Annotated in this window: 25 protein-coding genes and 1 pseudogene; 15 read left to right on the forward strand and 11 right to left on the reverse strand. The window is 42.4% G+C overall.

Features of this window, described 5'->3' with window-relative positions:
- Complete coding sequence (gene aguB, locus OCU74_RS16960) at nucleotides 1–882, reverse strand: N-carbamoylputrescine amidase (RefSeq protein WP_087481165.1); 882 nt, start codon at nucleotides 880–882, stop codon at nucleotides 1–3.
- Nucleotides 883–987: 105 nt separating this feature from the next.
- Here aguB and OCU74_RS16965 point away from each other — a divergent pair, with 105 nt between their 5' ends.
- The 3 genes and pseudogenes from OCU74_RS16965 to OCU74_RS16975 all read left to right on the forward strand — a co-directional run bounded on the left by OCU74_RS16965 (nucleotide 988) and on the right by OCU74_RS16975 (nucleotide 3,882).
- Entirely contained in the window at nucleotides 988–1,878 is an 891-nt protein-coding gene (locus OCU74_RS16965; protein WP_087481164.1) for a LysR family transcriptional regulator, read from the forward strand.
- Nucleotides 1,879–1,926: 48 nt separating this feature from the next.
- Nucleotides 1,927–2,166, forward strand: a pseudogene (locus OCU74_RS16970) (IS66 family transposase); the annotation flags it as partial.
- Nucleotides 2,167–2,355: 189 nt separating this feature from the next.
- Entirely contained in the window at nucleotides 2,356–3,882 is a 1,527-nt protein-coding gene (locus OCU74_RS16975) for a nucleoside hydrolase-like domain-containing protein (RefSeq protein ID WP_087481163.1), read from the forward strand.
- Nucleotides 3,883–3,982: 100 nt separating this feature from the next.
- On the opposite strand, the gene OCU74_RS16980 is transcribed toward OCU74_RS16975, so the two are convergent.
- Nucleotides 3,983–4,768, reverse strand: coding sequence for a helix-turn-helix domain-containing protein (locus tag OCU74_RS16980; RefSeq protein ID WP_087481162.1), 786 nt, complete (start codon nucleotides 4,766–4,768; stop codon nucleotides 3,983–3,985).
- 77 nt (nucleotides 4,769–4,845) lie between these two features.
- Nucleotides 4,846–5,154 (reverse strand): DUF6506 family protein, encoded by a 309-nt coding sequence (locus tag OCU74_RS16985; RefSeq protein ID WP_087481161.1) that lies wholly within the window; start codon nucleotides 5,152–5,154, stop codon nucleotides 4,846–4,848.
- A 651-nt stretch (nucleotides 5,155–5,805) separates the two neighbouring features.
- Between OCU74_RS16985 and OCU74_RS16990 the strand changes: the two genes are divergently transcribed.
- Nucleotides 5,806–6,522 (forward strand): tRNA-dependent cyclodipeptide synthase, encoded by a 717-nt coding sequence (locus OCU74_RS16990; RefSeq protein WP_087481160.1) that lies wholly within the window; start codon nucleotides 5,806–5,808, stop codon nucleotides 6,520–6,522.
- Nucleotides 6,523–6,751: 229 nt separating this feature from the next.
- Here the strand turns inward: OCU74_RS16990 and OCU74_RS16995 are convergent, their stop codons facing one another.
- Nucleotides 6,752–8,110, reverse strand: coding sequence for a hypothetical protein (locus OCU74_RS16995; protein ID WP_143693208.1), 1,359 nt, complete (start codon nucleotides 8,108–8,110; stop codon nucleotides 6,752–6,754).
- A gap of 518 nt (nucleotides 8,111–8,628) precedes the next feature.
- Here OCU74_RS16995 and OCU74_RS17000 point away from each other — a divergent pair.
- Nucleotides 8,629–11,109 (forward strand): right-handed parallel beta-helix repeat-containing protein, encoded by a 2,481-nt coding sequence (locus OCU74_RS17000; protein WP_087481158.1) that lies wholly within the window; start codon nucleotides 8,629–8,631, stop codon nucleotides 11,107–11,109.
- A gap of 112 nt (nucleotides 11,110–11,221) precedes the next feature.
- On the opposite strand, the gene nikR is transcribed toward OCU74_RS17000, so the two are convergent.
- From nikR to OCU74_RS17035, 7 genes are all read right to left on the reverse strand, one after another.
- Nucleotides 11,222–11,647, reverse strand: a complete 426-nt coding sequence (gene nikR / locus OCU74_RS17005) for a nickel-responsive transcriptional regulator NikR (RefSeq protein WP_087481157.1) — start codon at nucleotides 11,645–11,647, stop codon at nucleotides 11,222–11,224.
- On the reverse strand, nucleotides 11,611–12,450 hold the full coding sequence (nikE, locus tag OCU74_RS17010) for a nickel import ATP-binding protein NikE (protein ID WP_087481156.1): 840 nt from the start codon (nucleotides 12,448–12,450) through the stop codon (nucleotides 11,611–11,613). The genes nikR and nikE overlap by 37 nt, the downstream gene beginning before the upstream one ends.
- A gap of 2 nt (nucleotides 12,451–12,452) precedes the next feature.
- Nucleotides 12,453–13,244: a nickel import ATP-binding protein NikD gene (gene nikD, locus OCU74_RS17015; RefSeq protein ID WP_087481155.1), complete on the reverse strand. Its 792-nt coding sequence runs from the start codon at nucleotides 13,242–13,244 to the stop codon at nucleotides 12,453–12,455.
- Complete coding sequence (nikC, locus tag OCU74_RS17020) at nucleotides 13,244–14,074, reverse strand: nickel ABC transporter permease subunit NikC (RefSeq protein ID WP_087481154.1); 831 nt, start codon at nucleotides 14,072–14,074, stop codon at nucleotides 13,244–13,246. The genes nikD and nikC overlap by 1 nt, the downstream gene beginning before the upstream one ends.
- Complete coding sequence (gene nikB / locus OCU74_RS17025; protein WP_087481153.1) at nucleotides 14,071–15,018, reverse strand: nickel ABC transporter permease subunit NikB; 948 nt, start codon at nucleotides 15,016–15,018, stop codon at nucleotides 14,071–14,073. Before nikB ends, nikC begins: the two co-directional genes overlap by 4 nt.
- 1 nt (nucleotide 15,019) lies before the next feature.
- Nucleotides 15,020–16,549 (reverse strand): nickel ABC transporter substrate-binding protein, encoded by a 1,530-nt coding sequence (gene nikA / locus OCU74_RS17030; protein WP_087481152.1) that lies wholly within the window; start codon nucleotides 16,547–16,549, stop codon nucleotides 15,020–15,022.
- A gap of 257 nt (nucleotides 16,550–16,806) precedes the next feature.
- Nucleotides 16,807–17,010, reverse strand: a complete 204-nt coding sequence (locus OCU74_RS17035; protein WP_087481151.1) for a hypothetical protein — start codon at nucleotides 17,008–17,010, stop codon at nucleotides 16,807–16,809.
- Between OCU74_RS17035 and OCU74_RS17040 the strand changes: the two genes are divergently transcribed.
- The 10 genes from OCU74_RS17040 to OCU74_RS17085 all read left to right on the forward strand — a co-directional run bounded on the left by OCU74_RS17040 (nucleotide 17,002) and on the right by OCU74_RS17085 (nucleotide 26,854).
- Entirely contained in the window at nucleotides 17,002–18,201 is a 1,200-nt protein-coding gene (locus tag OCU74_RS17040; protein WP_087481150.1) for a type III PLP-dependent enzyme, read from the forward strand. The two genes, OCU74_RS17035 and OCU74_RS17040, sit on opposite strands and share 9 nt — an antisense overlap.
- Nucleotides 18,202–18,445: 244 nt before the next feature.
- Nucleotides 18,446–18,607 carry a hypothetical protein gene (locus OCU74_RS17045; RefSeq protein ID WP_159457422.1) on the forward strand — a complete coding sequence of 54 codons (162 nt, stop codon included), beginning with the start codon at nucleotides 18,446–18,448 and terminating at the stop codon, nucleotides 18,605–18,607.
- A gap of 438 nt (nucleotides 18,608–19,045) precedes the next feature.
- Complete coding sequence (gene sbmA / locus OCU74_RS17050; RefSeq protein ID WP_087481149.1) at nucleotides 19,046–20,320, forward strand: peptide antibiotic transporter SbmA; 1,275 nt, start codon at nucleotides 19,046–19,048, stop codon at nucleotides 20,318–20,320.
- A 162-nt stretch (nucleotides 20,321–20,482) separates the two neighbouring features.
- Nucleotides 20,483–21,127 carry a 5,6-dimethylbenzimidazole synthase gene (gene bluB / locus OCU74_RS17055; protein WP_087481206.1) on the forward strand — a complete coding sequence of 215 codons (645 nt, stop codon included), beginning with the start codon at nucleotides 20,483–20,485 and terminating at the stop codon, nucleotides 21,125–21,127.
- A gap of 276 nt (nucleotides 21,128–21,403) precedes the next feature.
- Nucleotides 21,404–22,009, forward strand: coding sequence for an acyl-homoserine-lactone synthase (locus OCU74_RS17060; protein WP_087481148.1), 606 nt, complete (start codon nucleotides 21,404–21,406; stop codon nucleotides 22,007–22,009).
- A gap of 2 nt (nucleotides 22,010–22,011) precedes the next feature.
- Nucleotides 22,012–22,563, forward strand: a complete 552-nt coding sequence (locus OCU74_RS17065; protein WP_143693206.1) for an acyl-homoserine-lactone synthase — start codon at nucleotides 22,012–22,014, stop codon at nucleotides 22,561–22,563.
- A 1,061-nt stretch (nucleotides 22,564–23,624) separates the two neighbouring features.
- Nucleotides 23,625–25,118, forward strand: coding sequence for an ATP-binding response regulator (locus OCU74_RS17070; RefSeq protein ID WP_159457421.1), 1,494 nt, complete (start codon nucleotides 23,625–23,627; stop codon nucleotides 25,116–25,118).
- Between the two features lie 390 nt (nucleotides 25,119–25,508).
- Complete coding sequence (locus OCU74_RS17075) at nucleotides 25,509–25,679, forward strand: entericidin EcnAB (protein WP_200807720.1); 171 nt, start codon at nucleotides 25,509–25,511, stop codon at nucleotides 25,677–25,679.
- Nucleotides 25,680–25,878: 199 nt separating this feature from the next.
- Nucleotides 25,879–26,328, forward strand: a complete 450-nt coding sequence (locus tag OCU74_RS17080) for a MarR family winged helix-turn-helix transcriptional regulator (RefSeq protein WP_200807719.1) — start codon at nucleotides 25,879–25,881, stop codon at nucleotides 26,326–26,328.
- 103 nt (nucleotides 26,329–26,431) lie between these two features.
- Nucleotides 26,432–26,854: an organic hydroperoxide resistance protein gene (locus OCU74_RS17085; RefSeq protein WP_087481145.1), complete on the forward strand. Its 423-nt coding sequence runs from the start codon at nucleotides 26,432–26,434 to the stop codon at nucleotides 26,852–26,854.
- The last annotated feature ends 65 nt before the right edge of the window (nucleotides 26,855–26,919 follow it).

The following is a 26,919-nucleotide window of genomic DNA, read 5'->3' on the forward strand; positions in this document are numbered from 1 at the left end:
TTAATCCTTTAATTGACCGTCCAATGTGAGTAAATGTTTGTAGTGCTCTGGCCGTCTGTCTCTGAACAGACCCCAGGCACTGCGCTGGAATGCAATTTCATCGAGATCAAATTCATGAATCAGAACGCCTTGCGTTGTTCTATCTGCTCTGGCGAGAATCTCACCGGTGTAATCGGCAATGAAAGAAGAACCAAAGAAGGTGAGTTCCAGATCCCGGAACTGCGCTTGTTCAGTGCCGATTCGGTTAGAAGCGATAACAGGAATCTGGTTGGCAGCTGCGTGTCCTTGCATGACACATTGCCAGTGAGGTTGGGAATCCAGCTCCGGTTGACTTGGTTCGCTGCCGATGGCGGTCGGGAAAAAGAGAAGCTCTGCACCTTGTAGTGCCATACTCCGCGCTGTCTCCGGGAACCATTGATCCCAGCAAATACCCACGCCGATTTTTGCGTAACGAGTGTTCCAGACTTTAAAGCCGGTATCACCAGGGCTGAAGTAATATTTCTCTAGGTAACCATCGCTGTCAGGAATATGGGTTTTACGATATACACCGAGTAACGAACCGTCCGCATCGATCATCGCCAGAGAGTTAAACTTTACTGTTCCAGCATTTTCAAACCAGCTGAAGGGCAAAACGACCTCTAACTCTTTTGCCAGTTCTGTCATGCGCTGAAAGGCTTCGTTTTCTTCAAGTACGGAAGCCAGCTTGTGGTATGACTCTTCGATCTCAATACAAAAATATGGTGTTTCAAATAGCTCTTGGAGCAGAATGATTTGCGCACCTTTTGCGGCGGCTTCACGCACTAATTGTTCTGCTTTATCAATATTTTCACTGACGTTCCAGGAGCAAGCCATCTGTGTCGCAGCTACGGTTACTTTTTTCATTACATTCCCTATATATGTTTTAACCTTTGTCCCTATCTTTACTGAGTTTTTTGTTATGATGGAAATGCGATATTTTTATTCTTATATGAAGGATTTCGATAACCTATGGATATGGACATCAATCAACTCCGGCTTTTAGTTGTACTGGAGAGCGAAAGGAACCTATCTAAAGCAGCAAGCAAACTGTTTATGAGTCAGTCCGCTGCAAGCCATGTTTTGTCTAAGCTTCGGACGCGTTTTGACAACCCGCTTTTCATCAAAACAAAAACGGGTATGGAGCCAACGCCTTTAGTACATGCGCTGCTGCCAGACATACAGAAAGGGTTAAATCACATTGATATGGCTTTTGATAGGATGAAGCCCTTTGATCCTAAAGTCGATGCCAAAACCTTTTATATCGGTGCTATCGATTATTTCGAGTTTTACGCATTGCCAAAGTTAGGTAAAAGGCTGGAATTAACCGCACCTAATGTTCGGGTTGCGATCGACATTCTTTCTGAAAACATGCAGATGGAGCGGGTAGAGCAAGGGCATATCGACTTGATCCTGGCGGTAGATGAGCTGCAGGTAATGCCTCGATATTACAATCGTTATCACTGGTTAACTGACCGTTATGTGGGGATTGCTTCTAAAGACGCACCAGTACCAGATAAGCTGACATTAAAAACATTTGTATCCACCCCACAGGTGCACTTGCCATTTATCAATAGCGGCGCAGACCCAATTGACCGCTGGTTACAGCAGCATCATCAGGCCCGTCAAATATCAATGATTGTACAAAGCTTTGCTGTAGGGGGAATGGTGACGGCTCAAACCACCAATTTGATGTGCGTACCGTTACGGATTGCAGAAGAGCTGGAGCAAATGCTGCCACTAAAAATTGTCGAGTTACCGACAGGTACACCAGAACTTTCGTTAAGTATGTTCACTCATCAACTTTACGACAGTCAAGAAAGCATCCAATGGCTGATTAAACAGATAAAAAGCTGCACGTAATATGTTAATGGCAATAGGTGATAGCTTTCTCAGGCGGTACCAAATTCAGTTGAAGATGGACGTTTATCTATCGACAACAACCAAGCCGAACGTACAATCAAATCGCTGGTCATTGGCAGAAAGAACTGGCTCTTCGCCAATAATCCCAATGGTGCTGATGCCAGTGCATTACAATACAGCATTATCGAGACAGCAAAAGCTAACGGGCTAATACTCTACGATTACATGGTGAAATGTATGAAAGAGTTGGCAAAGTCAGAGCTTGATATCGACTCACTTCTTTATTAACCACTCATAAAAATGTGAACTAACTCGTTGTTAAATTAAGATATTTGCAATAATTGTAACCGGTACTATCAATGTGAGCCATTCCACGGTAATTGGAAAAAATATTAGTACACTCAATTAATTCACCAAATGAATTAATTAATCCAGGGTGAACGAAAATTTGGCAACCAATAAAATGAGATGCTCTAAATGTCTGATAATATAAAGTTTAACAAAAAATCCCTTAGTTTATATTTAGGTATAGGGCTATTTGCTGCCAGTTTCTCAACAACTGCTGCTCTTTCCCCACAACATATTGATGATTACCAAGGACACCCTCGTGTTTTCGTTTTTACCGATATGGGTAATGAACCTGATGATCAAATGTCTATGGTGCGCTTATTAACCTATTCAAATGAATTAGATATTGAAGGACTGATTGCTACCACATCAACCTGGCAAAAATCAAAACGTGAAACCGAAACTATCAAAGGTATTATTGAATCTTATGGTGAAGTTCAGCCAAATTTAGCAAAGCATGCTTCTAACTGGCCTAGCGCTGAATATTTAGAAAGCTTAGTCAGTGTCGGTCAACCCAATTATGGTATGGCAGACGTTGGTAAGGGTAAATCATCACCTGGGTCGAAAGCACTTATTGCTGCAGTAGATAAAAATGATGAACGCCCATTATGGGTTACTGTCTGGGGGGGCGCCAATACCCTGGCTCAGGCGCTTTATGACGTGCGCGCCACTCGTAGCGCAGAAGAACTGAAAAAATTTGAAGAGAAGATTCGTGTTTACTCCATTTCTGACCAGGATGATGCTGGCCCTTGGATCCGTAAAGAATTTCCGGATGTATTCTACATTGTGAAACCATCGTCACCAAACGGCGATGAATACGCCTCAGCAACATGGACTGGGATCGCTGGTGATAAATACTATAAAAACGGTGATGGCGCTGATTTTACAACCGTAACCAATGAATGGCTCGACAAGAATATCCGTAGTAAAGGGCCACTTGGTAAACACTACCTAAAATACGCATTTATTATGGAAGGTGACACTCCTGCCTACTTAGGTCTGACAAATAACGGCTTAAACAGTTTCCGTAGCCCTAGCTGGGGTGGTTGGGGCGGTCGCTATGTATACCGTCAACCTTACGGTGAAACCCATAAGATATGGAGTCAGGGAGGTGACTGGTTCCCTCGGGTGAACTCTGCCGACACAGTTATCGGTGTGGATGGTGACGAACATGTTTCCGATCATGCGACCATCTGGCGCTGGCGTACCCAATTCCAGAATGACTTTGCTGCCCGCATGGACTGGACGATTAAAACTTATACAGACGCGAACCACCACCCAGAACTAATAGTGAATGGTAAAGGTGGAAAAGATGTTATCTACATCGATGGAAAACCAGGGCAAGAAATCACATTGGATGCATCGGCAAGTACAGATCCAGATAAAAACCAGCTCAGTTACAATTGGTTCCACTATAAAGAAGCAGGATTTACAGGTGAATTAACCAAACCAGGATTAGCCGACATTGCTGTATTGAATGGTGATAAAGCCAAAGCAATCATTAAAATTAATAAAGATTGTCGTGATATGTGGGTGCCTGAATGGACGCCAAAATGTGAAAACGGCGGTACTGCACACGTAATTTTAGCTGTTACCGACAATGGTACTCCAGCACTCACTAGCTATCGTCGCGTAATTATTAATGTAAAAAATTAACCAGCTATAAAGACACGGCAGCAGGAAAAACTCTAACTTATCGTGCCATTAAAACTGGGAGGGTTACAGACTTTATGGCTTTAGTATTGAATTCTAGTACTCACGTTGTTGTGTAGTAGTTTAAAGAAAAATTCCTTTCAGTCAGATATTCGCTTGGTGTCGCCTTAAAGTCTTTAATAAAGTGTGCTTGATCATAGTAACCATGATCGAGTGCAACTGTTATATATTGGTTTGAATGAGCCGCTAACAACGTTTTTAGTGCCGATTGAAATCGTGCGGTTCTCTCAAAGTACTTTGCATCTACTCCCGTAAATATTTTGAATTTTCGTTGAAATGTTCTCTCACTACATTTTAACTGGTTTTTGACTTCACTAATGCTGTCATTGTGATACTGGTAGTAAATCTTATCGATGGCCCATTGTAGTGCTGAGTCTTGACGTTTGATCTTAACCATTTGTTGTAGTAACCATTGTTCTAACAAGGTAACCTTCGCAATATCACTTTTTGATTCGACAAGGTGTGTGAGTAAATTATCGGGTAATAATTGACATGCCGGAATTATTTGATCTGATAATTCAGTTAAGGGCAATCCAAAGAGGGTGAAAAATCCAGCTGAGCGAAAACGTATTGAGAGTGTTTTTGTTACGCCCGTTGGCTGGATCTGAACACGTGATTTACGCGGGCAGATCACCACAGCGTCACCAAAGCGAAGTTGCGATTGTTGATTGGTTTGTATTATTAATGCATCTCCAAAGTTGAACAGCATCTCAGCCCCTGTCCCGGGTAACATATCAGGGAGTGCTAAGGAATGGTTTTGCTCCCAAAGCCAAAAGTGGGCGATATATTGGCTCAATTGATGGGCTGGTTTGATTTGTCGCGTATACATGATTGCTATGTTACCGACCACCTCTTGCAATCATAATGTCAGTATTAGAGGTGGTACCGTTGCTGTTTTATAGGGGATCAGAATAACTCATCACCGCTGGCAAAGTCTAAACAAGGATGTTTATCAAAGCGCACAACACCCACATGCAACCGCGCATTGGCTGCTTTTACTACATCTGCGACCCCTTGATGACCAAACCCACCACAGAGTTCAACGGCTTTAACGCCTTCTTCAACTAATGAGTCAATTAGTTCGCAAGCTTGTTTATAATTTGAAACGGCAATGGTTTTTACGTGTACTTCTTCGGTACGTACCCAAGAGCAATCGCGGGAAGGATCGGCTGCGGGGGCGACGAAAATAAAAGCAGCTTTGAAAATGGTAGACATAATAGAGCTTCCTGTTTAATTATTGGAATCATTATTACAAGAGTATGGCTTTGGGATATTGTATAAATCCGCCATCTTGCGAGATAAAGCCACACTAACGGCCTTTCTTCAGATAACGTATCTAAGAAAGTAAATCAGAAATTATCATTAACCGCATATCTCAATCCACGGTCGTCATGTGGGATTTTTTTATACTTTCTAAGGCAAGAAAAATTGATTTCCAGTTCAGATCTAAAATAATGTGGTTAAATTTTAGGCACAGTAATCAATTCAATATGTTTACCAAATTTTCCAGTAAGTCTGTAATTGTAAAAACTATTAAAATTCGGGCAAGCAAACATTTGATTGATAAAAATAAATTAGTTATATTAATATGTATATTATTAATGGGAATGTCATTGTGTTGAATAACTATGCCCTCACAATATTAGATTAACTCCATTGTAATTAATGATAAAGAGATTTTTTCTGAAAAGAATATATCAATAATGTCTAAGCGAGTACTAAATAAGTCTTACTTAAATAAAGTTCAAGACCAATATGATAATAAATTAATCTGGTTCGAAGGAATACTAAAACCAGTCTCAGAAAACAATGTCATATGGACAATGAGTTGTATAAAGGAAGATATCATTTAATTAAGGTAGTTCAATGAGCCATATAAAAAAATACAAAGGTGAGATACAGCGAGTATCACCAAAATCAAAAAAAGAGTACCTAAAAGAGAAACCGAAATGTTTTATTGGAATAAGTCTTAATAACCCTAATTTTTTAGATTCTAAATTCACAGGACTTATTGATTTTGTCGCAAACAGACATAATGAATGTACTTTTTTATTAGGTGACTACATTCATAGGTTGACCTTGCAAATTAGGGATGGCTTATCTGAAGAAGATGCTCTCAAAATTGCTTTAGCTATGGGTGATAAGTATATTCAACAAAATGAGTATATTCTAAACGAATACATAAATAACCTTCATGTGAATTTCATTAGAGGTTCGGAAATACATGATAATGAAAAATTTAAGATATACTTTCAAAAAATAAAATCAGAATATGATTCTGATGTGGAATTTAGAACAGCAGTCAATAAATTTTCAAGAATATTTATTTCAAGATCAAGTGATGAAGAGGCTATTAGTGATATGGATGTATTCCTTTCATCTTTATATGTACTAGAAGAGCTGGCTGAAACCTGTTATATGATTAGCTTAGGACACAATGTTTTATTATATCCAGGTTCACTGGCAATTTTTGAAAATATTGCAGATGGCTTATTTCCAAACTTACCAGACGAATTCAAACAATTAGTTAATGTAAGTATTAGATTAAAAAGTAGAAAGCAACTAGAATTAACTATTAGCTAATGGTATAACTAGGAATATCTTTCACTATATTATGCTAATTAATATTTTATAATATCGGCAGGAAAAGTTATTTATCTGGCGATTCAGGATGCTTCTAAAAAACGGGCGATGCCTATAAGTAATTGGAGCGGTTAAACTAGTCGATGGTGAGGTTGTCGATAGTTTTCAGCAATTATTGTAATACATTTGATTTCTGGCTCGCCTTTCATTCTTATGCCTGTCTGCTGACCTAGTGGCTGATAATATAGTTAGCATGACCGATACAAGTCTGGAGTGTTTCAAGCATTTGATCGTGAGTTTTCGGGGTTGCCGACTGTAAATAAAAGTTATGAGATAAGATGGCTCTGTCTGCTGCTTCTTGCCCGTTTCCCATAAAGTAGGAGTAGTTACTAAACTGGATCATCTCCCGGTTCCCTAGTCCGGTTTTAATCCTCTGTAACCCACTGACGAGCGCCTGGAGTAGCGTTTTTACCTGAGCCTGAGTACATTTTCGGTTGTTATCATCACGGGCAAGACAGTCCATCAGAGAAAGTGACGGAACAAACTGAGCATCAATCCCCTGAGCCCAACGCTGCCCGGCCCAGCTTTCAACCCGTTCGTAATCCGTATCTCCTTCATCGACAATGGCATGAGGCCACAAACTAAATGAATGATCATGAATGTCGATATGTATGACTTTACCAATGAAATTGTCATCGGTGAGTAGGTTATTGAGTCCGGCGATTGCGTTGTCGATATTTCCCGCATGGTTCCCTTTATCCAACTGACAATGATCGACGGTATTGGTCGTAAACAGTTTTAGTAATCCTTTTGCGGTATCGTGACAGGTATTGAAACCAATATCATCGTAGATATTTCCCTGGGTGACACTGGGTTTGAAAAATAGAGAGAATATCTCTAAGTCATCAATACGTTGTCGTTTTTCTAATTTGGTCGGTTCATCATCTTCTTCGAGCGGTTGTGGCGGATTACGCTGGAAATCAATTAAGCTGGCATTGAACACGATAAATCCTAAAAATGGTAACCATTGGGAAATATCATCGTTATTGAGTGCAGCCAGATCCCGGACTAATTTTCGGATCGGAGACTGGCTACAAAATCCATTCGCAGGGCCGGGCCACATGAGTTTTGACAGGTTGAGCAAACCAATATCTAAGATGTTCCCCCGATCGATTTGCGACAGCATTTTCCGGGGCTCTCTGGCTCTTTCAAAAGCGAAGCGTTTGATATAACTCTGAGTCCTGACCGCTGATGCTTCTTTGCGTTTTATATAACAGAGGTGTGGATCCAGTGCCGCGAGCATCGAAAAATTACGTTTATCCCCTTCATCTAAATAACTCAGGCTGTTATTGCCCCAGCTGTTCAGCAACCGGTACAGATAAGGTTTGTATTTCTGGATGCGTTGATCATTTTTTTGAATCGCAGTACGGATGTCATCCAAGGCTGCATCTTCGTCATCTGTGCCATCCTGAATTCTTTTGTCTAATGCCTTCAGCATGGTATCTAAGCTGCTGCGTTTTTGGGTAAAACGGGGATTCACAGTTCGAATCTGAGTTCTGAAGTTCGTTAATATGTCAGCGTTTCTCATTGGATGTCCCCTGTATATTTAAGGTTGCACAGAATGTTCAACGAGGTGTTTGGCAATATATCAGGAGATCTGTCCCCGGCCTCGGTGGAAACGCGGCAAGTATCGGGTGAAATACGCATAGTATTCAGTGAAATCGCTGTAGGCAAACCGGAGGTAAGAAGGAGGCGGTTATTTTGAGCGTATTCTATTAATGAAATTTTTTGGCAGGTATCATTTAAAATTGAAATATAATTGTTTTATTAAATAAGATAATTAGATCTTGGTGCCATTACTGTGGAGTTGCAGTGTTGGGTGATATGATTTTAGTTATAATATATAAAAAACCTATATTTCAATGAAGGATTATTAAGAAAATAAACATACGAATAAATAAGGAGTATTCAATAAGAGTAGATTCTGAAACTCAAATAATAAATGGAAAATAGTTTATAAAAATTTATTTGAGCTAGCGGTTCTTTGATGAAACTGCTGATTTTTTAGTTGATAAATTTAAAATAATATATGGTAAAGGAATGAATATGTACAATAAAATAATTTGGTACTCAGTGCTAGGAGTGTCGGTTGGTCTTTCAAATGTATATGCAAGTGATAGTTATATTACATCTGATAGCCTGAATATAGATAAGATACAGATTCCCAATCCAGACTGGTCATTCAATGATGACTTTGAAGAAAGCAAAAACACACAGTTCTGGACAGGGTTTGATAACAATGTAGAGTATGGCGCTGAAGACCCGACGAATCCGGGGAATAAAGTTTTAAAATTTAAATATTTAGAAAATAGGGATGATAAACCCGGCTCTGGATATTCTTTTGAATTACCTATTAATGCAACTAAAATTTCACTTAGTTGGAAGCAATATATTCCGAAAAACTATCTTAGAAATAACCAGAAGTTTTTTACTTTATGGTCTGGTCCTGCTGGTACAAAACAATCAAATATCACCTTGTCAAGCTCGCTTTGGAGTGTAAACTATTTCCCCGGTTCTAATTTAGGTGTAATACCATCGATCAATGTTGGAATTGATGGAGTTAATTATGGCCATAATATGAACTCTAATCATGAGTTTATGTTTGAAAACTCTGAAGGCAGATGGGTAGACATGCAGGTTTATATTGAACTTGCAAAAAATGCTTCTGATTATGGCAGAATGGATATTTATAAGAATGGAGAGTTAATTACAAGTACACATTCTGATAGTTTAACGAAAGCATATAGTGATGTACCAGGTGGAGCAGAGCTAATTCAATATTCATCAAGAGGTAACTACATAAATAAAGGGAAGTTATTTGGTGGCTGGATGAATACTGGTTTTGAAACACAGACCGAATTTTTAATCGATGATTTTGAAATCGCTGCTAGTTCTAACCCTAGTCGTTCTGATTTTGTAGATTTCAACGGTGCTCCTGAAGATCAAGCGCTAATAGATGAATTAATGAGCAAATATTTTGTTATTAATGAACCTAAGCGTATCATTTATGTTGCTCCTATGACTGATGATAACAGTGAGAGCGGAACGGGAAATTCGCAAGATGATCCAAAAAGAAATTTAAAATCTGTACTTATAAATGCACAGCCTGGTGATCATTTCTATTTAGCACCTGGTGTTTATCACATGGATCAAGAAAATCCACAGTTACCTAAAATTTCATTAAGTAACATTAATGGTACATTAAAGGATAAAATAGTAGTAACAACTGATCCAAACCTATTTGATCCTGAAAATGATAAAATAGCCCAAATTGATTTTAATTTTAAAAATAAAAGTGACCGTGCGATAGGTCTATATGTAAGTCATTGGGTCATTGAAAACCTAGAAATTAGAAATATGAATGGGATAGGTATTGCTATATCAGGCAGGTATAATCTTATTCGGAATAATAATATTCACCATGGAAAACTGATATCAGGTAATAATCTGGCATTAGTCATGTCAAAAACACGTATGGGAGGAAGTTATAATCTAATAATGAAAAACCATCTTCACCATTTTGGACATTTAGATGAAGATAATAAGGAATTAATAGCACCATCTGATGTAGGAAGATATGATAGATATTCGAATGGGGGATGCTTTTATTCTGAAGAAGTACAATACTATAAAGTAGAAGATAAAGTTTTAGCTGCCGGATATGCATATGTAGATGAATCGAATACCGGTCATCTCTATGATAAATGGCGAGACTTATCATGGGATGAAATAAAATCTAAGTTTATGTTACCCGCTAGCTCACATGTTTATCTGTACAATAATGCTGTTGATAACTGCTATCCATATGGTTTGGCTTCTAAAAACTCTGCTGATGGCCCTTACTACTTTCTTTCAAACATTATTCACTCTGCACCCACTGGGCTAAAAGCAACTTTAAGTGGTACAGTAGTTAGAAATAATATTATCTATAAAGATAAATGGATGGAAACAGGTATTGACTATGGGTCTCAATACAATCCTAGAAGTATTTTAGGAAATTTAGTGGCTGGTGTTGGTATGAAAGTCACAAACAATACTATAGTTGGTCCTAAAAAAGGTATTGAATATAAAATGGGGTGGGATGGATATGTTGCTAATAATGTTATTTTAGATGTGGAAATCCCCCACTATTTATCACGTGTTTATCACTCTTGGTTAACGAATAGAGTAGGGAAAACTGATAATCAAGGAAATCCTAAATATACCAAGATGTTCACTGGTGAATATCTTTATGGAGATGTAAATCCAGACAATGATATGTATAAAGATATGCCGCTTTCATTACAACAGCTAGAATATAGTAAATTAAAGATTGAAAATGACATCTATACAGTTGAGCCAATCCTAAAATGGCTAATATGGGATGATCAGGCTAATTATCTGAATTTAAAGAAAGTTACTGAGGATTATACGATATATCCTTCTGAAGCAATTAAATCCTATATGGTTGCTCCTGAAAGCTATGATTTCAGAAAAAATAAAGAGAACTCCGGCATTCTTGAAGGGGTAGGTTCTAATATTCAATAGTCTCTGTTTTTACACTCTAAAGTTAAACTTTGGGGTGTAAAAATGCAAAACGGCGGCGGGTTGTTGGCAGAATGTTATTGCTGGTGACTCGTTCGCCGTGGGCAGATAGTTTCTAACTATGATGCGTATGCTTTTCCTCATCCGGCACCGGGATAACTCTTAAGCTGCCATGATTTACACCGCGTTGTGATATCACACTGTCGGCAAAGTGCTGGAGCTTCTGCCGTGGCCCTTTGAGAATGTTGACTTCCAGACAGTCGTCATGATTGACGTGCATATGTAAAGTCGATACGGACAGATCATGATGTTCATGGTGTGTGGCGGTCAGGCGCCGGGCCAATTCTCTGGTATTGTGCTCGTAGAGATAAGATAACACGCCCAGACATGGCTGATTATCATCCTCCTGCTGGTCGCGGAGCAGAGAATCCCGGACCAGATCACGTAAGCCTTCCGAGCGGCTGGTATAGCCGCGTTGTTCAATCATCTGGTCTAAATGTTCAATCAGATCGTCATCGATGGTAATCGTGATTCTTTGCATGTTGGCTTTCCTTGGTTCATAAATGCTGCCGGTAGAGCAGGCAGGATGGCATTTTGTAATTCTATGGCGGCCGCGTGGCGGAACTGCATTTGTTTGCTGATTGCGCATGACTCAACAATATGTCCCTTATCCATCACCACAACCCGCTGGCAGAAGCGTTTTGCTACTCTCAAATCGTGGGTGACAAGCAGCCATGAGATGCCGCTCTGTTGCTGAATCTGTTGCAACATATCCATCATCTGGATTTGCAGCACTAAATCTAAGTTGGACAGGGCTTCATCAAGAATCACAAGTTGCGGTTCAGGCGCCAATGCCCGCGCAATACAGACTCGCTGGAGCTGACCACCGCTCATTTGTGGCGGACGTTTATGGCGGTCTGCTTCGTTGAGTCCGACCTGATTGAGTAATGTGATCACACGCTGGCGTTGTTCTGCAACAGACTGGTTTGTCAGATAGCGCAGAGGTTCGGAAATAATCTGTTCGACGGTTTGCCGTGGATCAACAGCACTGACCGAGTCCTGAAAAACCATCTGGATATGTCGTCGCATCTGATTTTGCTGATGCTTGTGCATTTTCCGGGTGCTCACACCCTGAAAGGTCACAACACCGGATTGAGGCTGTTCCAGCCCACTGAGCAGTCGCACCAGCGTGCTTTTACCACAACCGCTCTGACCGAGTAATGCGACGGATTCGCCCGTGCCGATATCAAGATGAATATCGTGAAGAACATCCCGGTGAGAAGTGCGTCCCAGCAGAGAAAAGCGGTGGTAACCATGAGAAATATTGTGTGCTGAAAGTAACATGATCAGGCGAACTCCATATCATTGGTTAACTCCATGTCATAGAGAGACAAGTGCGCGTTGACCAGTTCGCGGGTGACCGCATGCTGTGGATTGGTAAATATCTCTTCGACACTGGCGTGTTCAATGATTTCTCCGTGAGACATAACCATCACACGATGTGCCAGTCTGGCGACGACGCCCATATCGTGAGTGACCAGCAGCATGCCGAGTTTCTGCTGTTGTATCAGAGAATGTAGTAACTCAAGGATTCTGGCTTGCATCACCAGATCCAAATCGGTGGTGGGTTCATCAGCAAACAGAAATGGCGCATGGCTCAGCATGGTCAGTGCAATCATCATGCGCTGCAACATGCCACCGCTCATCTCATGCGGGTACAGCTTCAGCAGTGTTTCCGGATTCTCAAGCCCAGCTTCCCGCATGGCCTGAACAATGGTGTCTTGCGCTGTGGTCTGGCGGGCACTTGTGGTGATTCTCAGGGTTTCGATACCATGTTGCAGCATGGTGTGTACCGGATTAAACGCACTGCGGGGATTCTGCATGATGGTTGAAACCACATGTCCGCGCAGTTCATCGGGCTGCATCGCCTGATGATCGAGTAATATCCGTCCCTGTGTCATTTGGAGACCGTGGGACAGCACACCAAGGGCTGCCGAACAGGTGAGCGATTTCCCGGAGCCGCTTGCGCCGATAAGTGCCACGATTTCTCCGCTCCGGACGGACAGCGAGACATCGCGGACTAAAGGCTGCGTTCCGGCAAGTACGGTTATATGTTCCAGCGTAAGTTGTTTGGCCATCAGTGACAGTGCTCCTGTTGCAGATAGGGATCAAGATGATCACGTAGTGCATCTCCCAGCCAGTTAAAGGCAATCACGCTGACCAGTAAGGCCAGACCGGGCCAGAGAATCAGCAAGGGTTGTGTCCAGATAAACTGGCGGGCGTCGCTGATCATCACTCCCCATTCCGGTGTTGGCGCTTTGACACCCAGCCCCAGAAAAGACATCCCGGCGACATGGAGCATCATATGACCGATATCCATCGTCGCCAGTATGACCAGCTGAGCAACAATCGGGGTGAACAGATGTTCTTTAAACAGATGAAAACCACGATTGCCGGACATACGTGCGGCTAAGATAAAATCCCGGTTTCTCAGTGTGATCACAATGCTGCGCACCATGCGGGCGTACCACGCCCAGTGTGACAGGGCGATAGCAAGGATGACATTGGTAATTCCGGTGCCCAGAACTGCAATCATAAACAGAGAAAGAACCAGCGTCGGAAAGGTCAGAAAAATATCGGTGACCCGCATCAGTAAAGCATCGATGCGGCCACCGCTCAGCCCTGCAAGCGAACCGATAGTGATACCCAGCACCAGAACGATGGCAATGGCTGTTGCGACGGCACTTAGTGAGACGCGGCTGCCGGTAATCAGACGGGCGAAGATATCTCTGCCCAGATGATCGGTGCCCAGCCAGTGTGTCGGTGACGCCGGCTGCAATCGCTGGATTAAATCGATATGGTCCGGATCCCAGTGCACCAGTGACGGCCCCAGCAGTGCGGTCATGATCAACAGCATAACCACGACACATGCCAGAATGTTGGTTCTATGGCGGAAGAACTGCGTCATACCGGCACCTCATCGGTGGTTTTACGTATCCGGGGATCTAAAGCTGCATAAAGAATGTCAACGATGAGATTGCATACCACATAGATGATCACCATAAATAGGGTAAAGCACTGGATGACCGGGTAATCGCGGTTAAATACGGCGGTGACCGCATAGCGTCCGACACCGGGCCAGCCGAAGATACTTTCGATCACTAATGTTCCGCCGATCAGCTCACCGATATGCATGCCCAGAGCCGTAATCACCGGTAGCATGGCGTTGCGCAGAATATGAGAGATTTCGATTTTGCGCTCACTGACACCGCGTAAACGTGCCCAGATAACATGACGTTGACCGGCAACCTCCAGCATATTGGTTCGAATCAGACGGGCGTTCATCGACAGGGACATCAAAGCGATAGAAAACGCCGGCATTATCAGATGGCTGAAGCCGCCATAGCCAAGGGCCGGCAACCAGTGTAAGTGTACGGCAAACAGAATGACCAGCAGAAAAGCCAGCCAGAAATTCGGCATACTGACTCCCATAAAAAGCACTATCCGGATCAGATGATCGGGGATTCGGTTACGGTATCTGGCGGCAATGACTCCCATCGGGACGGAAAATACCAGAATCATGACCAGAGCGGTTCCGGCTAATAATAGTGTGGCCGGCACAAAACTGATCAGCTCGGGAAAGACCGGCCGCTGAGTGGCGTAAGATGTGCCGAAATCCAACTGAACGGCCTGCTGTAACCAGATGAGATATTGAGTCAGTAGCGGTTTGTTCAGCCCTAACATTTCCCGGGTACTCTGAAGGAGTTCGGTGGTCGGAGGCAGCCCCGACAATCGCAGATAATCCAGTGCCGGATCGCTTGGTCCCAGCCTCAGAATGAAAAAGATGATGGCCGATGCGATGAGCAGTATCGGGATCAACAACAGCAGACGACGATAAATAAAATGCCACATCTCAGTTCACCGCCGGGACAATCTGGTCAAATGGGATCTGACTGGGAATCGCATCAAATGGGATCTGCCCGAGCTTTGGATTGGCGACAACGTATAAGCGAACCCAGGTGAGTGGCAGATAAACAGCTTCCTCATGGAGTCGGGTTAAAATATCGCGGTAGAGCACCTGACGCTGTTGTTTATCGGTCGTTAGCAGCACCTGGCCAATCTCCTGATCAATCACCGGTTTATCTTTGAGTCCTGACTGGGCCTGAAAATCTGCGTGAGCTGGGACACGCATCGAACTGATAAAAGCGTGCGGATCATAAGGCGCTCCCCAGGTGTGGTTGAAAATCAGTCCGAACTTGCCGGTTCGCTGGCGGCTTAGTACCGAGCTTTCTTCTTCGCCAATCAGGTTGATTTGGATTCCGATCTTACGCAGTTCTCCCTGAATGATTTCTGCCATCGATTTCTGATTCGGATTGGTGCCGATATAAGCAAGATCGATACTGAGTGTCTGTGTCCCTTTATGACGAACCATTTCACCCTGACGGAGTTTCCAGCCGGCCTGCTCCAGCAGTTGTTTCGCCAGCTCCGGATCATATTGATAGGGCTTCAGGCCGATGTCGGCATAAGGAACTTCCGGAGCAAACAGTGAGCTGGCTTCCTGCTGCGTGTTGTACAGAACCGACTGAATCATCGCTTTTTTGTTGACGGCATGATTGATTGCCCGGCGTACGGCAATGTCATTGGTCGGAGCAAGCCGGGTGTTGATGGCTAATACAATGGTTTCAATGGGGGCGGAGAGGTCGGTGGTGTACTGACCTGACTGTTTGAAACGTTCAAAAGTGTCCGGAGAAACACTGCTGTCAACGCCGTAGAGCAGATCAACGTCGCCGGTTTCAAAAGCCAGTGCCCGGCTGTTCGGATCGGGAATGACTTTGACCGTAATCGCATCCAGTGCTGGTTTTTTACCCCAGTAATGTGGATTGGCCTGAAATTCATCATCCTGATTCAGACGCGAGCGGGTCAGCATCCACGGGCCGGTTCCAATCGGTTTTTGAATGCCGTTTTGGGTTCCGCCTTGAATAAACTGGGATGGTGCAATAAAACGGAACGGGCGCGGCAGAGCCAGTTCCTGAAGTACCGGATAGTAGGCGTGCTTTAAGGTCAGGACAAATGTGTTGTTGTCGACAGCCTGATAAGTGTCGATTTGATTGACCAGTTCAAGCCATGAGTGACGTGCCTTGTTCTCCATGATGGCTTTAAAATTCGCAGCGACAGCCTGAGCATTAAACGGCTCACCGTTTGAAAAAGTGACATGCTGGCGTAATGTGAAGGTGTAGGTTTTCCCATCGGGTGAAATGTCCCAGTGAGTGGCGAGCCAGGGAGTGACACTTCCGTCGGTTTGGTATTTGACTAAAGGTTCATAAACCATGCTCTGGGCGAACATCTGATTCGGTGAATAGAGATGGGGATTCAATGGCCCGACATTCAGCGGCCAGGCAAAAGAGAGCGATTGCGCACCGGCAATCGCGGATGTCAGTATCATGCAGCTCAACAGCAAGAATCGCAGACAACCAGACGCGATATGATTCAATGTTACAACTCCCACAGCAGGTGATGGTTAAGGCGTATGATGTTTTGTGGAAAAAATCATACCGGAGATAATATGCCATCTTATGGGTACGCGATTTGATCAATATTAGGTTGTCCTGATTTAATTTAGTCAGGAGGATGACTGACGTTCATTCCATCAATCAATATTATCCTGACCATAAAAAAATTTTGCCTTTCCGGGGCTGTTTTTTATTGCGCCTGTCCCCACATGACCTTACTATCTTCGGGCTTCTTGATGATAGCCAATCCGAGTACATCACAGCTTTGTGGCAAGGCGATAGAGCAACTATCCAAGAGTGACTTTGACAGCGTACCGACGCTTTTATTGACGCTCCACTTTTCATCATGACTCCGGTGAAAAGTGACTGACCCCGGAGGTTTGTGATGGCTCATTCCCATTCTGTATTAAGTTTTCAGTCTTTTACTACTCAAACTCTTTCTGCGGACGAGATTCAGTTGATCGAATCATCTGTCGCACAATTCGGTGCACCGTTACTGATGCTGGACTGTGATAGCATCCGTCGCCAGTATCATGCTCTGAATGATGCATTACCGAATGTGACACTGCATTTCGCACTGAAACCTCTGCCGCATCCGGTGGTGGTCAGAACCTTGCTCGAAGAAGGTGCGAATTTCGATCTGGCAACCAGTGGTGAAGTTGAGCTGGCGGCACAGGAAGGTGTTCCGGCTGAACGGACGATTCATACTCATCCGATTAAACGGGATGCGGATATCCGTGATGCTCTGGCTTATGGCTGTCGCGTATTTGTGGTCGATAACCTGAACGAGCTGGCGAAATTCAAACCGTATCGGGATGAGGTGGAACTGCTGGTGCGTCTGAGTTTCCGCAATGCTGAAGCATTTGCTGATTTGTCGAAAAAATTCGGCTGTTCTCCGGAACAGGCGCTGACCATTATTGAAACGGCTCAGGCGTGGAATATTCATATTAAAGGTCTGTCATTTCATGTCGGGTCACAGACGATCCATCCACAAAAATATGTTGATGCGATCCGGACTTGTAAAGAAGTGATGGAACAGGTTGTGGAACGGGGACTACCTGCCCTGAGTACGCTGGATATCGGTGGTGGCTTTCCGGTCACTTATACCAGACAGGTGATGCCGATTGAGCAGTTTTGTGTGCCGATCAACGAAGCACTGAATGAGTTGCCGGAAACCGTGCAGGTACTGGCTGAACCCGGACGTTTTATCGTGGCACAGGCGATGATGAGTGTGGCTTCAGTGATGGGACAGGCTGAGCGGGAAGGCCAGATGTGGTATTACCTTGATGATGGTATTTACGGATCTTTCAGTGGCCTGATGTTTGATGATGCGCAATATCCGTTGGTGACTCTGAAACAGGATGATGAGCTTTTCCCGAGTGTCCTGGCCGGGCCGACCTGCGACAGTATTGACGTCATTGCTGAAGACATCATGTTACCCAGACTGGAGAATGGTGATTTAGTTGTCGGCTGTATGATGGGCGCATATACCAGTGCAACGGCGACTGATTTTAACTTCTTCAAACGGGCACAGACGATCGTGTTTAATGAACATATGGTGAACAGTGAACGCCTGATCGGTTGATTCCGAACGAATCTCGCACAAGCCACAGTTTGTACGCTGTGGCTTATATTCAATTTTCTCTCATTGATACCTGACTTGTTTTTTTCTCCTTGATTTGGTTTGTGATTATTCTGCCAATGAAGTGAATATTTACAGATTTATGTAATTTAATTACTGTAAATGTTGACTTGAGTCACATAATTGTCGATAATTTGAGCTGTATCTCGTACGGTTGTGAAACAAAATAACAGACAGGAGTAAAGTCATGAGTTCAATTCTTTCTTCACAAGTTACTGCCACTGTTCCTCAGGCAAAAATCGGTGCATCTGTGATCACTGCGGTTAAAGAGCTTGCTGGCATTTTTGCCATGTTTGCCGTTACTTCCGTGATTACTTTCTTTCTTGCTTTATCCTGGGTAAATTTCTGATTTTCATTATGAAACGATGTCAGAGAGAGCATTTCCCGTCTTCGGTGGTGTAGGATGCTTCCACCGGATAAACCATTAGCATCTGTTTTCGTCCCTCCCACCTTCATTTATCTTCCGAATCTGCCTTTGTAATCCATATTCTGAATGCCGACAAGCATGTTTGTACGGCCTGCTATCCCGATGATTTTTCTGCGAACATAAAGTCACTTTGAGGACTGAATGATAGACAGGGGAATTTTAATGATTTTCATTTGTCCTATATTCAAATGATCTCAAGAGGTGCTCTGAATCCGGCATCTTGAGGTTATCTGGGTATAGAGATATTGCATGTCATCAAAGGATAGTGAATATTGTCTCTGTGATTCATTTTTTACCGTGCTTCATGAGATCGCTTATTAGGCACGATAACCATCAGTGAAATAAGAAGAGATTGATATAGTGTTTGATTCTTTCTTTCCGAAACCAAAATTGTTTTTTCTCAGCTTCGTTATCTGGGCACTGCTTTGTGTGATTAGCTGGTATACCGGCCTCCGGGATCTCGGTTCTGATCTTAGTCTGGCTTATCTGGTCGGGATTGAATTCCCGCAGCCACTCCTTGTCGATGCCGCTCCGGCGGCGCAGGCGGCTTTTCAGCAGGCACAGGAGAGCGCAACCAATGCCTGGCTGTATCAGTATATGTTTGTCTGTTATGCACTCTTTATGGCGGTCTGGCTGAAATACGGCGGGCAGAAATGGGCCCGCTGGTCAGTAGCCGGTTCGGCGTTGATTGTTTTTATTACCTGGTTTCAGGTCGAAGTCAGCGTCATGCTGAATGAATGGTATGGTAATTTTTACAATTTGATTCAACAAGCTTTGTCGAATCCTAACAGTATTACCCTGAGTGACTTTTACGGTGAACTGGCAACGGTAGCTGTTATTTTGATGATTGCGATTATGGTCGCGGTGTGTAACAACTTCTTTGTTAGTCACTATGTCTTCCGGTGGCGAACAGCTATGACGGACTATTATACTGCCCGCTGGCAACATGTACGTCATATTGAAGGGGCATCGCAGCGGATTCAGGAAGATACAATGCGTTTTGCATCGATTGTTGAAAGTTTAGGTGTCAGTCTTCTGAATGCTGTTATGACACTGATTGCATTTTTGCCGATTTTGTGGAGTTTATCCGGTTATGTGAAAGAGCTGCCACTGATCGGTGAGGTTTCTCAGGGGCTGGTGTTTGTTGCCATTATCTGGTCAGTGATCGGAACCGTATTACTGGCTGTGGCTGGTGTAAAACTGCCGGGACTAGAGTTTAAAAATCAGCGTGTCGAGGCGGCTTACCGAAAAGAGTTGGTTTATGGTGAAGACAATGAACACCGGGCCGAACCTCAAACCTTGAAAGAATTATTCGGTCATGTGCGTCAGAACTACTTCCGCCTTTATATGCATTATGTTTATTTCAATGTTGTGCGTTATGGCTATTTACAGGTGGGGGCTTTTGTTCCGCTGATTGCACTGGCTCCTTCGATTGTCGCCGGTGTTTTTACTCTGGGTGTGATGCAACGGATCCTGAACGCTTTCAGTCAGGTTGAGAGTTCTTTCCAGTATTTGGTGAATTCATGGACAACAATCGTTGAGTTACTTTCCATTTATAAACGTCTGAAAGCATTTGAAGATGAAGTTGAAGGCTTACAGAACGTGACTTTAATCGAAAATCCGGCTGAAAATTAATTTCAGCCGTAGTTTATCTGAATCGATCTCGTAAGAGAAAATTTGGCTGAGGTATGTGTGGGGCGAAGAGAAAACGATCAGTTTTTCTTCGCCCTGTATATTGCTGATGTGATTTTCAGCCCATTTATGTTATCTAGAGAGTTTTTTCCGGTTGATATCGTTATGGAATTTACTCCCCAAGACAGAGAAACATTTTACAACATTCTGTTCTCCCGCAGAGATGTCAGAAGCCAGTTTACTTCCGAACCAATTGATGATGCGGTGCTGGAACGGATTCTCAATGCCGCACACCATGCTCCCAGTGTCGGTTTTATGCAGCCGTGGGATTTTATCGTAGTGCGCAGCCTGCAAACCCGTCAGGCAATCAAAGCCGGTTTCGAACAGGCACATCATGAATCGGCCCTGATGTTCGCTGAAGACAAACAAGATACTTACCGGCGCTTTAAACTGGAAGGTATTGTTGAAGCTCCGGTTGGTATCTGTGTCACCTGTGACCGGAGCCGTAATGGTCCGGTTGTGATTGGCAGGACTATCAAGCCGGAAATGGATCGCTACAGCGCCGTGTGTGCCGTCCAGAATATGTGGCTGGCCGCACGGGCTGAAAACCTCGGATTCGGCTGGGTTAGCATCCTGCACGATTCTGTCTTGCGTGCTGCCTTATCCATTCCGGAACACCTCGATATTCTCGGTTACATGTGCATCGGACATGTCACCCACTTCCAGCCACAGCCTGAACTGGAAAGCGCAGGCTGGCTGGATCGAACCCCGCTCAGTCAGGTGGTCCATTACGAAACCTGGTCGGAGTAATTGCTTTACGGCGGCATTATTATAAGGACACACGCTTTCAATGATTACGGTGTGTGTCCCTGTAAGTTACTTGCAAAATAACCTCACTATTAATAGAAGATATGATCTGCTAACCGGTTGCACTTCATATTTGTTGCATATATCCTTAACCCCTAAGTAATTACCAGCGTATTAACCGCGTATTTTTGATTTCGGCTTGTCAGAAAAGCCACGAATCGTCGTCATATTGACATTATTCTCAGAAATATAATGTATATGATAGATGTGGAGTGGTAAATGAAGGTTAACGCTTATAACAATACTTTTGTCTCAAACAAAGAAGACTTATTTGGTATGGTTGACAATGTATATTCAGGATGTGCAAGGAGTAGAATAGGAAATACACTGAAGACCAGAATTCACCAACTGGAGACTGAGTATCCAGAATATAGCCATTTGAATATGGCAGGTAAAATCAGTTGTGAAAAATATAAAACGATTATAAAAAACAATCCAATGCAGTTATCAGCTGAAGATTTATATATCGAATCATTGGCATTGTCGATATTTAGTAATTATGCTGATTTTTGGTGTGAATATGAAATATATCAAATTAAGAACCAATATAAGAATTATTATTATTATTTTGATGACTTTCAATTAACATACAATGAGAATGATTATCACAGTCAACTGATTGATAATATTCAACAGATAAATCGAGTTTATCTGACAATGTATGAAACATTCCCGGTCCGGCTGGCGGATGCAGTTCTTTTGTCGAATCTACATGCATTTGTAAAAGGGAAAAAATGGTATGAGATGCTGTATGCACTAGAGTTGTCCACTCGGGGAACGCATTTTATCATGTCTGTCCCGGTAAAAAAAAAGGGCTGGAGATGATTGTGTCGACAGCTCGGATACAATTTTGGCATGAGAAAGAACAATGGCTTTATTATGCACCGTTTTTTCAGTCGGAACGATGGGATTTGAGAGCTCATAAAGGTTTTAAGAAATATCTCAATAAATCTATAAAAGTTCATAAAGATATTAAACCAAATTATGAAAGTCTCATTTCTTTTGAAAATAGTTTGAACAACATGATTCTTGATAAGAGAGAGATTTGTGAAGTAATTCGACTAACAACATGTGGGGCATCACATAAGCAATTGTTTATACTATATTTGGCTCAAAAAAAATTGACTCAGTTACTGGCTAGGAGAAACATGTCTGTTGCTTTTATTATTACAGAGCAGGCTATGGAAGTATCATTTTACCAAAGTTTGGGGAAAGATATATTCCTTCTTGTTGGACAGTGTGACCTAAAGGATACAGGTAATATTACTTATAAAGGGATATCTATCATTAAAAAATTAGACATACAGTTTAGTAAGCTAACTTATTCAGATTATAAGAAAAAGTGTTTTTCACAGAAAGATAGTGAAGCAATATCCTAAGGAGATTATAAATGGATATTATATATAATGATTTGATGATATATCCTAAGGCTTTCGGATTATTGCTGGTATCAATTGTTGTAATTGGTTGGGTGTTTTATTTTGTCTATAAATTGAAGTCTAAAAATGTAAAATTAGTGAATAGTTACTATAGATTTTATATTGTATACTCAGTATTTGTTTTTTTATGGATTTTGTCTAATCTCTATTTTCATACCGAACTGCTTACCTTTTATTCCGAAGCTGTAGCCAAAGACGTGGCTATTCTTGCAAATGTATTTGCATTATTTGCTGTTGTTTTTGCATGTTTATTTTCTTGTGAGTTAAAACAGGGATATTTTCATATAAAGGTTCCTTCATATATATATGTTGTCATTGCTTTACTATCTTCATGTGGGCTGATTTTAAATGTCATTCCAAACTTAACTATATTAGAGGTTAAGGTTTTCTCTGTAAGTAATTTTGTAATAAACTTTGGAGAGTATACATCATTATTCTTTTTATTTGCATTTCTTATTATTGTTATTACATTTATTAATATTATATCCTTGAGACTAAATGTTCGTAGTCAATTAGGCAAAACCAAAGCTTATTATATGATCTTTGGTATTGTAATATTTATGTTGTCTAATATTGTAATACATGGTGTTGTTGCTCTATTTTTTAGTAATTTTTCTTTTACATGGGCACCTCCAATATTATCAGTTAGTGAAATGATATTCACAGGATATGCATTAATGACATCACGGTTTTATAGTGTTCGTTATATGATGCATTTGATGACCACGATAGTTACTACTTCTATTATCTATATAGTACCATTAATCGCTGTAAATATATTTATTGGGCCATCATATTCATTTATTTATTCCTATATTCCAATTGTAGGACTAACCTGGAGATGGGTTTTTCTCTTTGTAAAAAAATGGGTCACCCGGGTAATCTATCATGCAGATGTTCATCCTATTGAACGGTTGAATTCATATATTGATGATTTTAAAAGAGATCCTTTAGATGCTATTCATAAAATCTCCCGGATGTTAGATGTACCGGATGATCAGATGAAGATCATCAAAAATGATGCAGAGCTTGAATTTTACCGGCATTATTTTTCACAGAGTTCAGATGTATTGATATTGGATGAAGTACAGGAAAAGCTGGAATTTGCTAAAAGAGGGCTCAAGACACTCAGTGAACTTCATGAGCGAATGAACCAGAGTGATGCCGCGCTCATTATTCCTATTTTTGATAGTCACAACGCTATTTCTCATCTGTTTGTCTCAACGCATAAAAGTAGTGGCAGACTCTTTTCAAATGAAGAAGTCAAGACACTGCAACGTATTATTCATGAGGCCCAGTTTTACATTAATTCTCATGTCAAAGTTCAGAAATATTCGGCGCTGGCATACTCGATTGCCCATGAAGTTCGTAATCCGTTGTCACAGGTTCAGTCCCATCTGGACCTGTTAAAACTTTATGTACTGCAAAACATGGATACCCAGACAATATTGCATGGTTTTGATAAGGCAAGCGACGCAATTCAACGCGGCAACCAACTGATTGATATTATCCTGCGTGAAATCGGTGACTCATCTTTGCAGGCTTCGGTGTCAACATTGCATACCGATCAGCTCATCCGTCAGTCTGTGGAACAATTTGGTTTTGATGATGAGTCATACCGGCAGAGGATTCATATTGCGGCTGATGATGGGTTTCCTCTTAAAGTTAATGAGACGCTATTTAACTTTGTCATTTTTAATTTGTTGAGAAATGCGCTTTATTACTTCAGCTCTTATGCTGAAAGTCAGGTTGAAATCAGAACCGAATCCGGTCAGAAAAGTAACTGTATCATTTTCAGAGATACCGGACCGGGAATCCCTGATGACGTCCGTACCCGAATTTTTGAGGAGTTTTACAGTTACGATAAGCCGAATGGCAGTGGCCTGGGGCTCAGCTATTGCCAGCGGGTGATGCGGGCCTTTGGTGGTTCGATTCAGTGCAATTCGGAATATGGTAAATTTACGGAGTTCAGACTGCACTTTCCGAAGGTATCTCCTACAGCCAGTGAACTATCGGTGTTGACTGATCAAATCACAGTTTCCGAGCCGGAAATGGCTCCTGAAGCAGAAATGCAACCTGTATCCCCGGATCATTTGATTCTGGTTGTGGACGATATGATCTCTCAGCGGGTGCTTTTAGTGACTTACTTAAAACAACTGGGATATCGGGTGATTGAAGCCGGGAATGGGCGGGAGGCGTTAGTACTGTTCCAGTCCCATCCTGTTGAACTGGTCATCATGGATGTCCAGATGCCAGTGATGAATGGATTTGATGCAACCAGGGAAATGAAGGCGCTTCGAGCTTCAGTTCCGGTGATTGCTTTTTCCGGAGAATCGGGAAAACGGGAAACTGCGTTGATCAAAGAAATTATGGATGATCAACTCAGTAAACCATTTCACCGTTCAGAGCTTCAGTCAGTGCTGGCACACTGGCTGAGTCCTGGTTCTCGTTCTCTGAATACTAATGAACCGTTAATTGCAGAAGAAGCAATTTGATGGTCTGACAATTGTCCATGCTTCTGAGCCGTGTACGATTCGGCAGAATTTATCGCTGTTAGTTGATAAATCATTCCATCCTGACTTTTGTTTATTGGGGGTTGTGTCAGCATTGCTTCCCTTTCCAAACGCTGAAAACAGTGGATGAGTGCACACACTATTCGCTCTGTTTCATTAAAAATGAAATTATGAGATATTCGTCGCGTTATCGGTAACAATTTTGACATTCGCTTTACGCAAGCGGCACCATGTTATTACATCATATGTGCTTTCCCGTAACTGTAATCCGTTATAATTTTAATGGAAGTTATCGGAAGCGCTGTACGTTATCGTGCTATTCTTCCGTCATAGACGTTTGGGAAAATGAGAATACCTGAGAGGAGAGTGTCAATGAAGTATGGACTTATCGCCATATTGGTTTTGTTTTTGAGTGCTTGTTCTTCAACCTGGAGCGGTGTGAAAAAAGATTCCTCTGAGATATGGGATGCGACGAAAGAAAAGTCGAGTGATGTTTATCACTCCACAAAGAAGGCGATTCATAACGCAACGGCTGATGAGTAAAGTCAGTCCCATATTTAAATTCGTAAGTGGTGTGTCAGGCTCTTGCTTTATGGCTGTGATCCGGGATGTTTATCCTGAAATATAATGATCACAGCCGACAGGGCCGTTTTCTGGTGTTGTGAGGACACACTCACTGATTCATCAACCCCAGCCCGTTTGAACTGACAGTGATGCAGTGAACGCATGATAAGAAGTAAAGATGATGTCCGATAGTAACGTCTTATTGCTTGATAACCAGCTATGTTTTGCCCTTTATTCCACGTCTCTGGCAATGACGCAGATATATAAGCCATTACTTGAACCGCTGGGGCTGACGTATCCACAATATCTCGTTTTACTGATTCTTTGGGAACAGGATGGTATCGGACTGAAAGATATTGGTGAACGGTTAGGGCAGAAATCTGGTGCTTTAACTCCTGTGATCAAACGAATGGAGCAGGAAGGTTTGGTTGATCGCACCCGTCTGCCACATGATGAACGCTCCCTCAGTGTCCGTTTGACAGCCAGAGGTCAGCAACTGAAAGCCGAAGCGATGAAAATTAATCAATGTTTGATTGAGACCTGTGGTGTCCCGGGCGGAGAGCTGATGGCGATGAAAGACAAGATCATCGCTCTGAGAGATATTCTTCTCGCGAATCAAAAAAAATAGTTGCACAATAATAGTTATTGCGATAGCATTCTTTTCAACAAGAGAATGCTTCTGCTCTTTTTAAACTAAATAGTTATCGCAATAACAAATAGAGGAATAAATTATGAACATTCTATATTCTACACAGGTGACTTCTACTGGCGGACGAGATGGCAAGTCTGTTGCTGACGATCATAAATTACAGGTGAATCTCAGTACGCCAAAAGAACTTGGTGGTGCTGGTGGTGAAGGAACCAACCCGGAACAGCTATTTGCTGCCGGATATTCGGCCTGTTTTATTGGTGCGATGAAGTTTGTCGCTATGCAAGACAAAATTAAACTGTCACCGGAAACAAGTGTTACCGCAAAAGTTGGAATCGGACAAAATACGGCAGGTGCCGGTTTTGCCATCGATGTTGAACTGCATATTGCTCTCCCTGAACTCGAACGCAGTGTTGCTCAGGCGCTGATTGAAAAAGCCCATCAGGTGTGTCCGTATTCAAATGCAACACGCGGAAATATCCGGGTTGAACTGGTTCTTGTCTGAGCTCCCTGCGATTACACTTTATCGTCCGTTTCTTCTGAGGACAGGCACTTTATAGTGTCTGTCCC

It is taken from the genome of Vibrio mangrovi (genome assembly GCF_024346955.1).
GTDB lineage: Bacteria > Pseudomonadota > Gammaproteobacteria > Enterobacterales > Vibrionaceae > Vibrio > Vibrio mangrovi.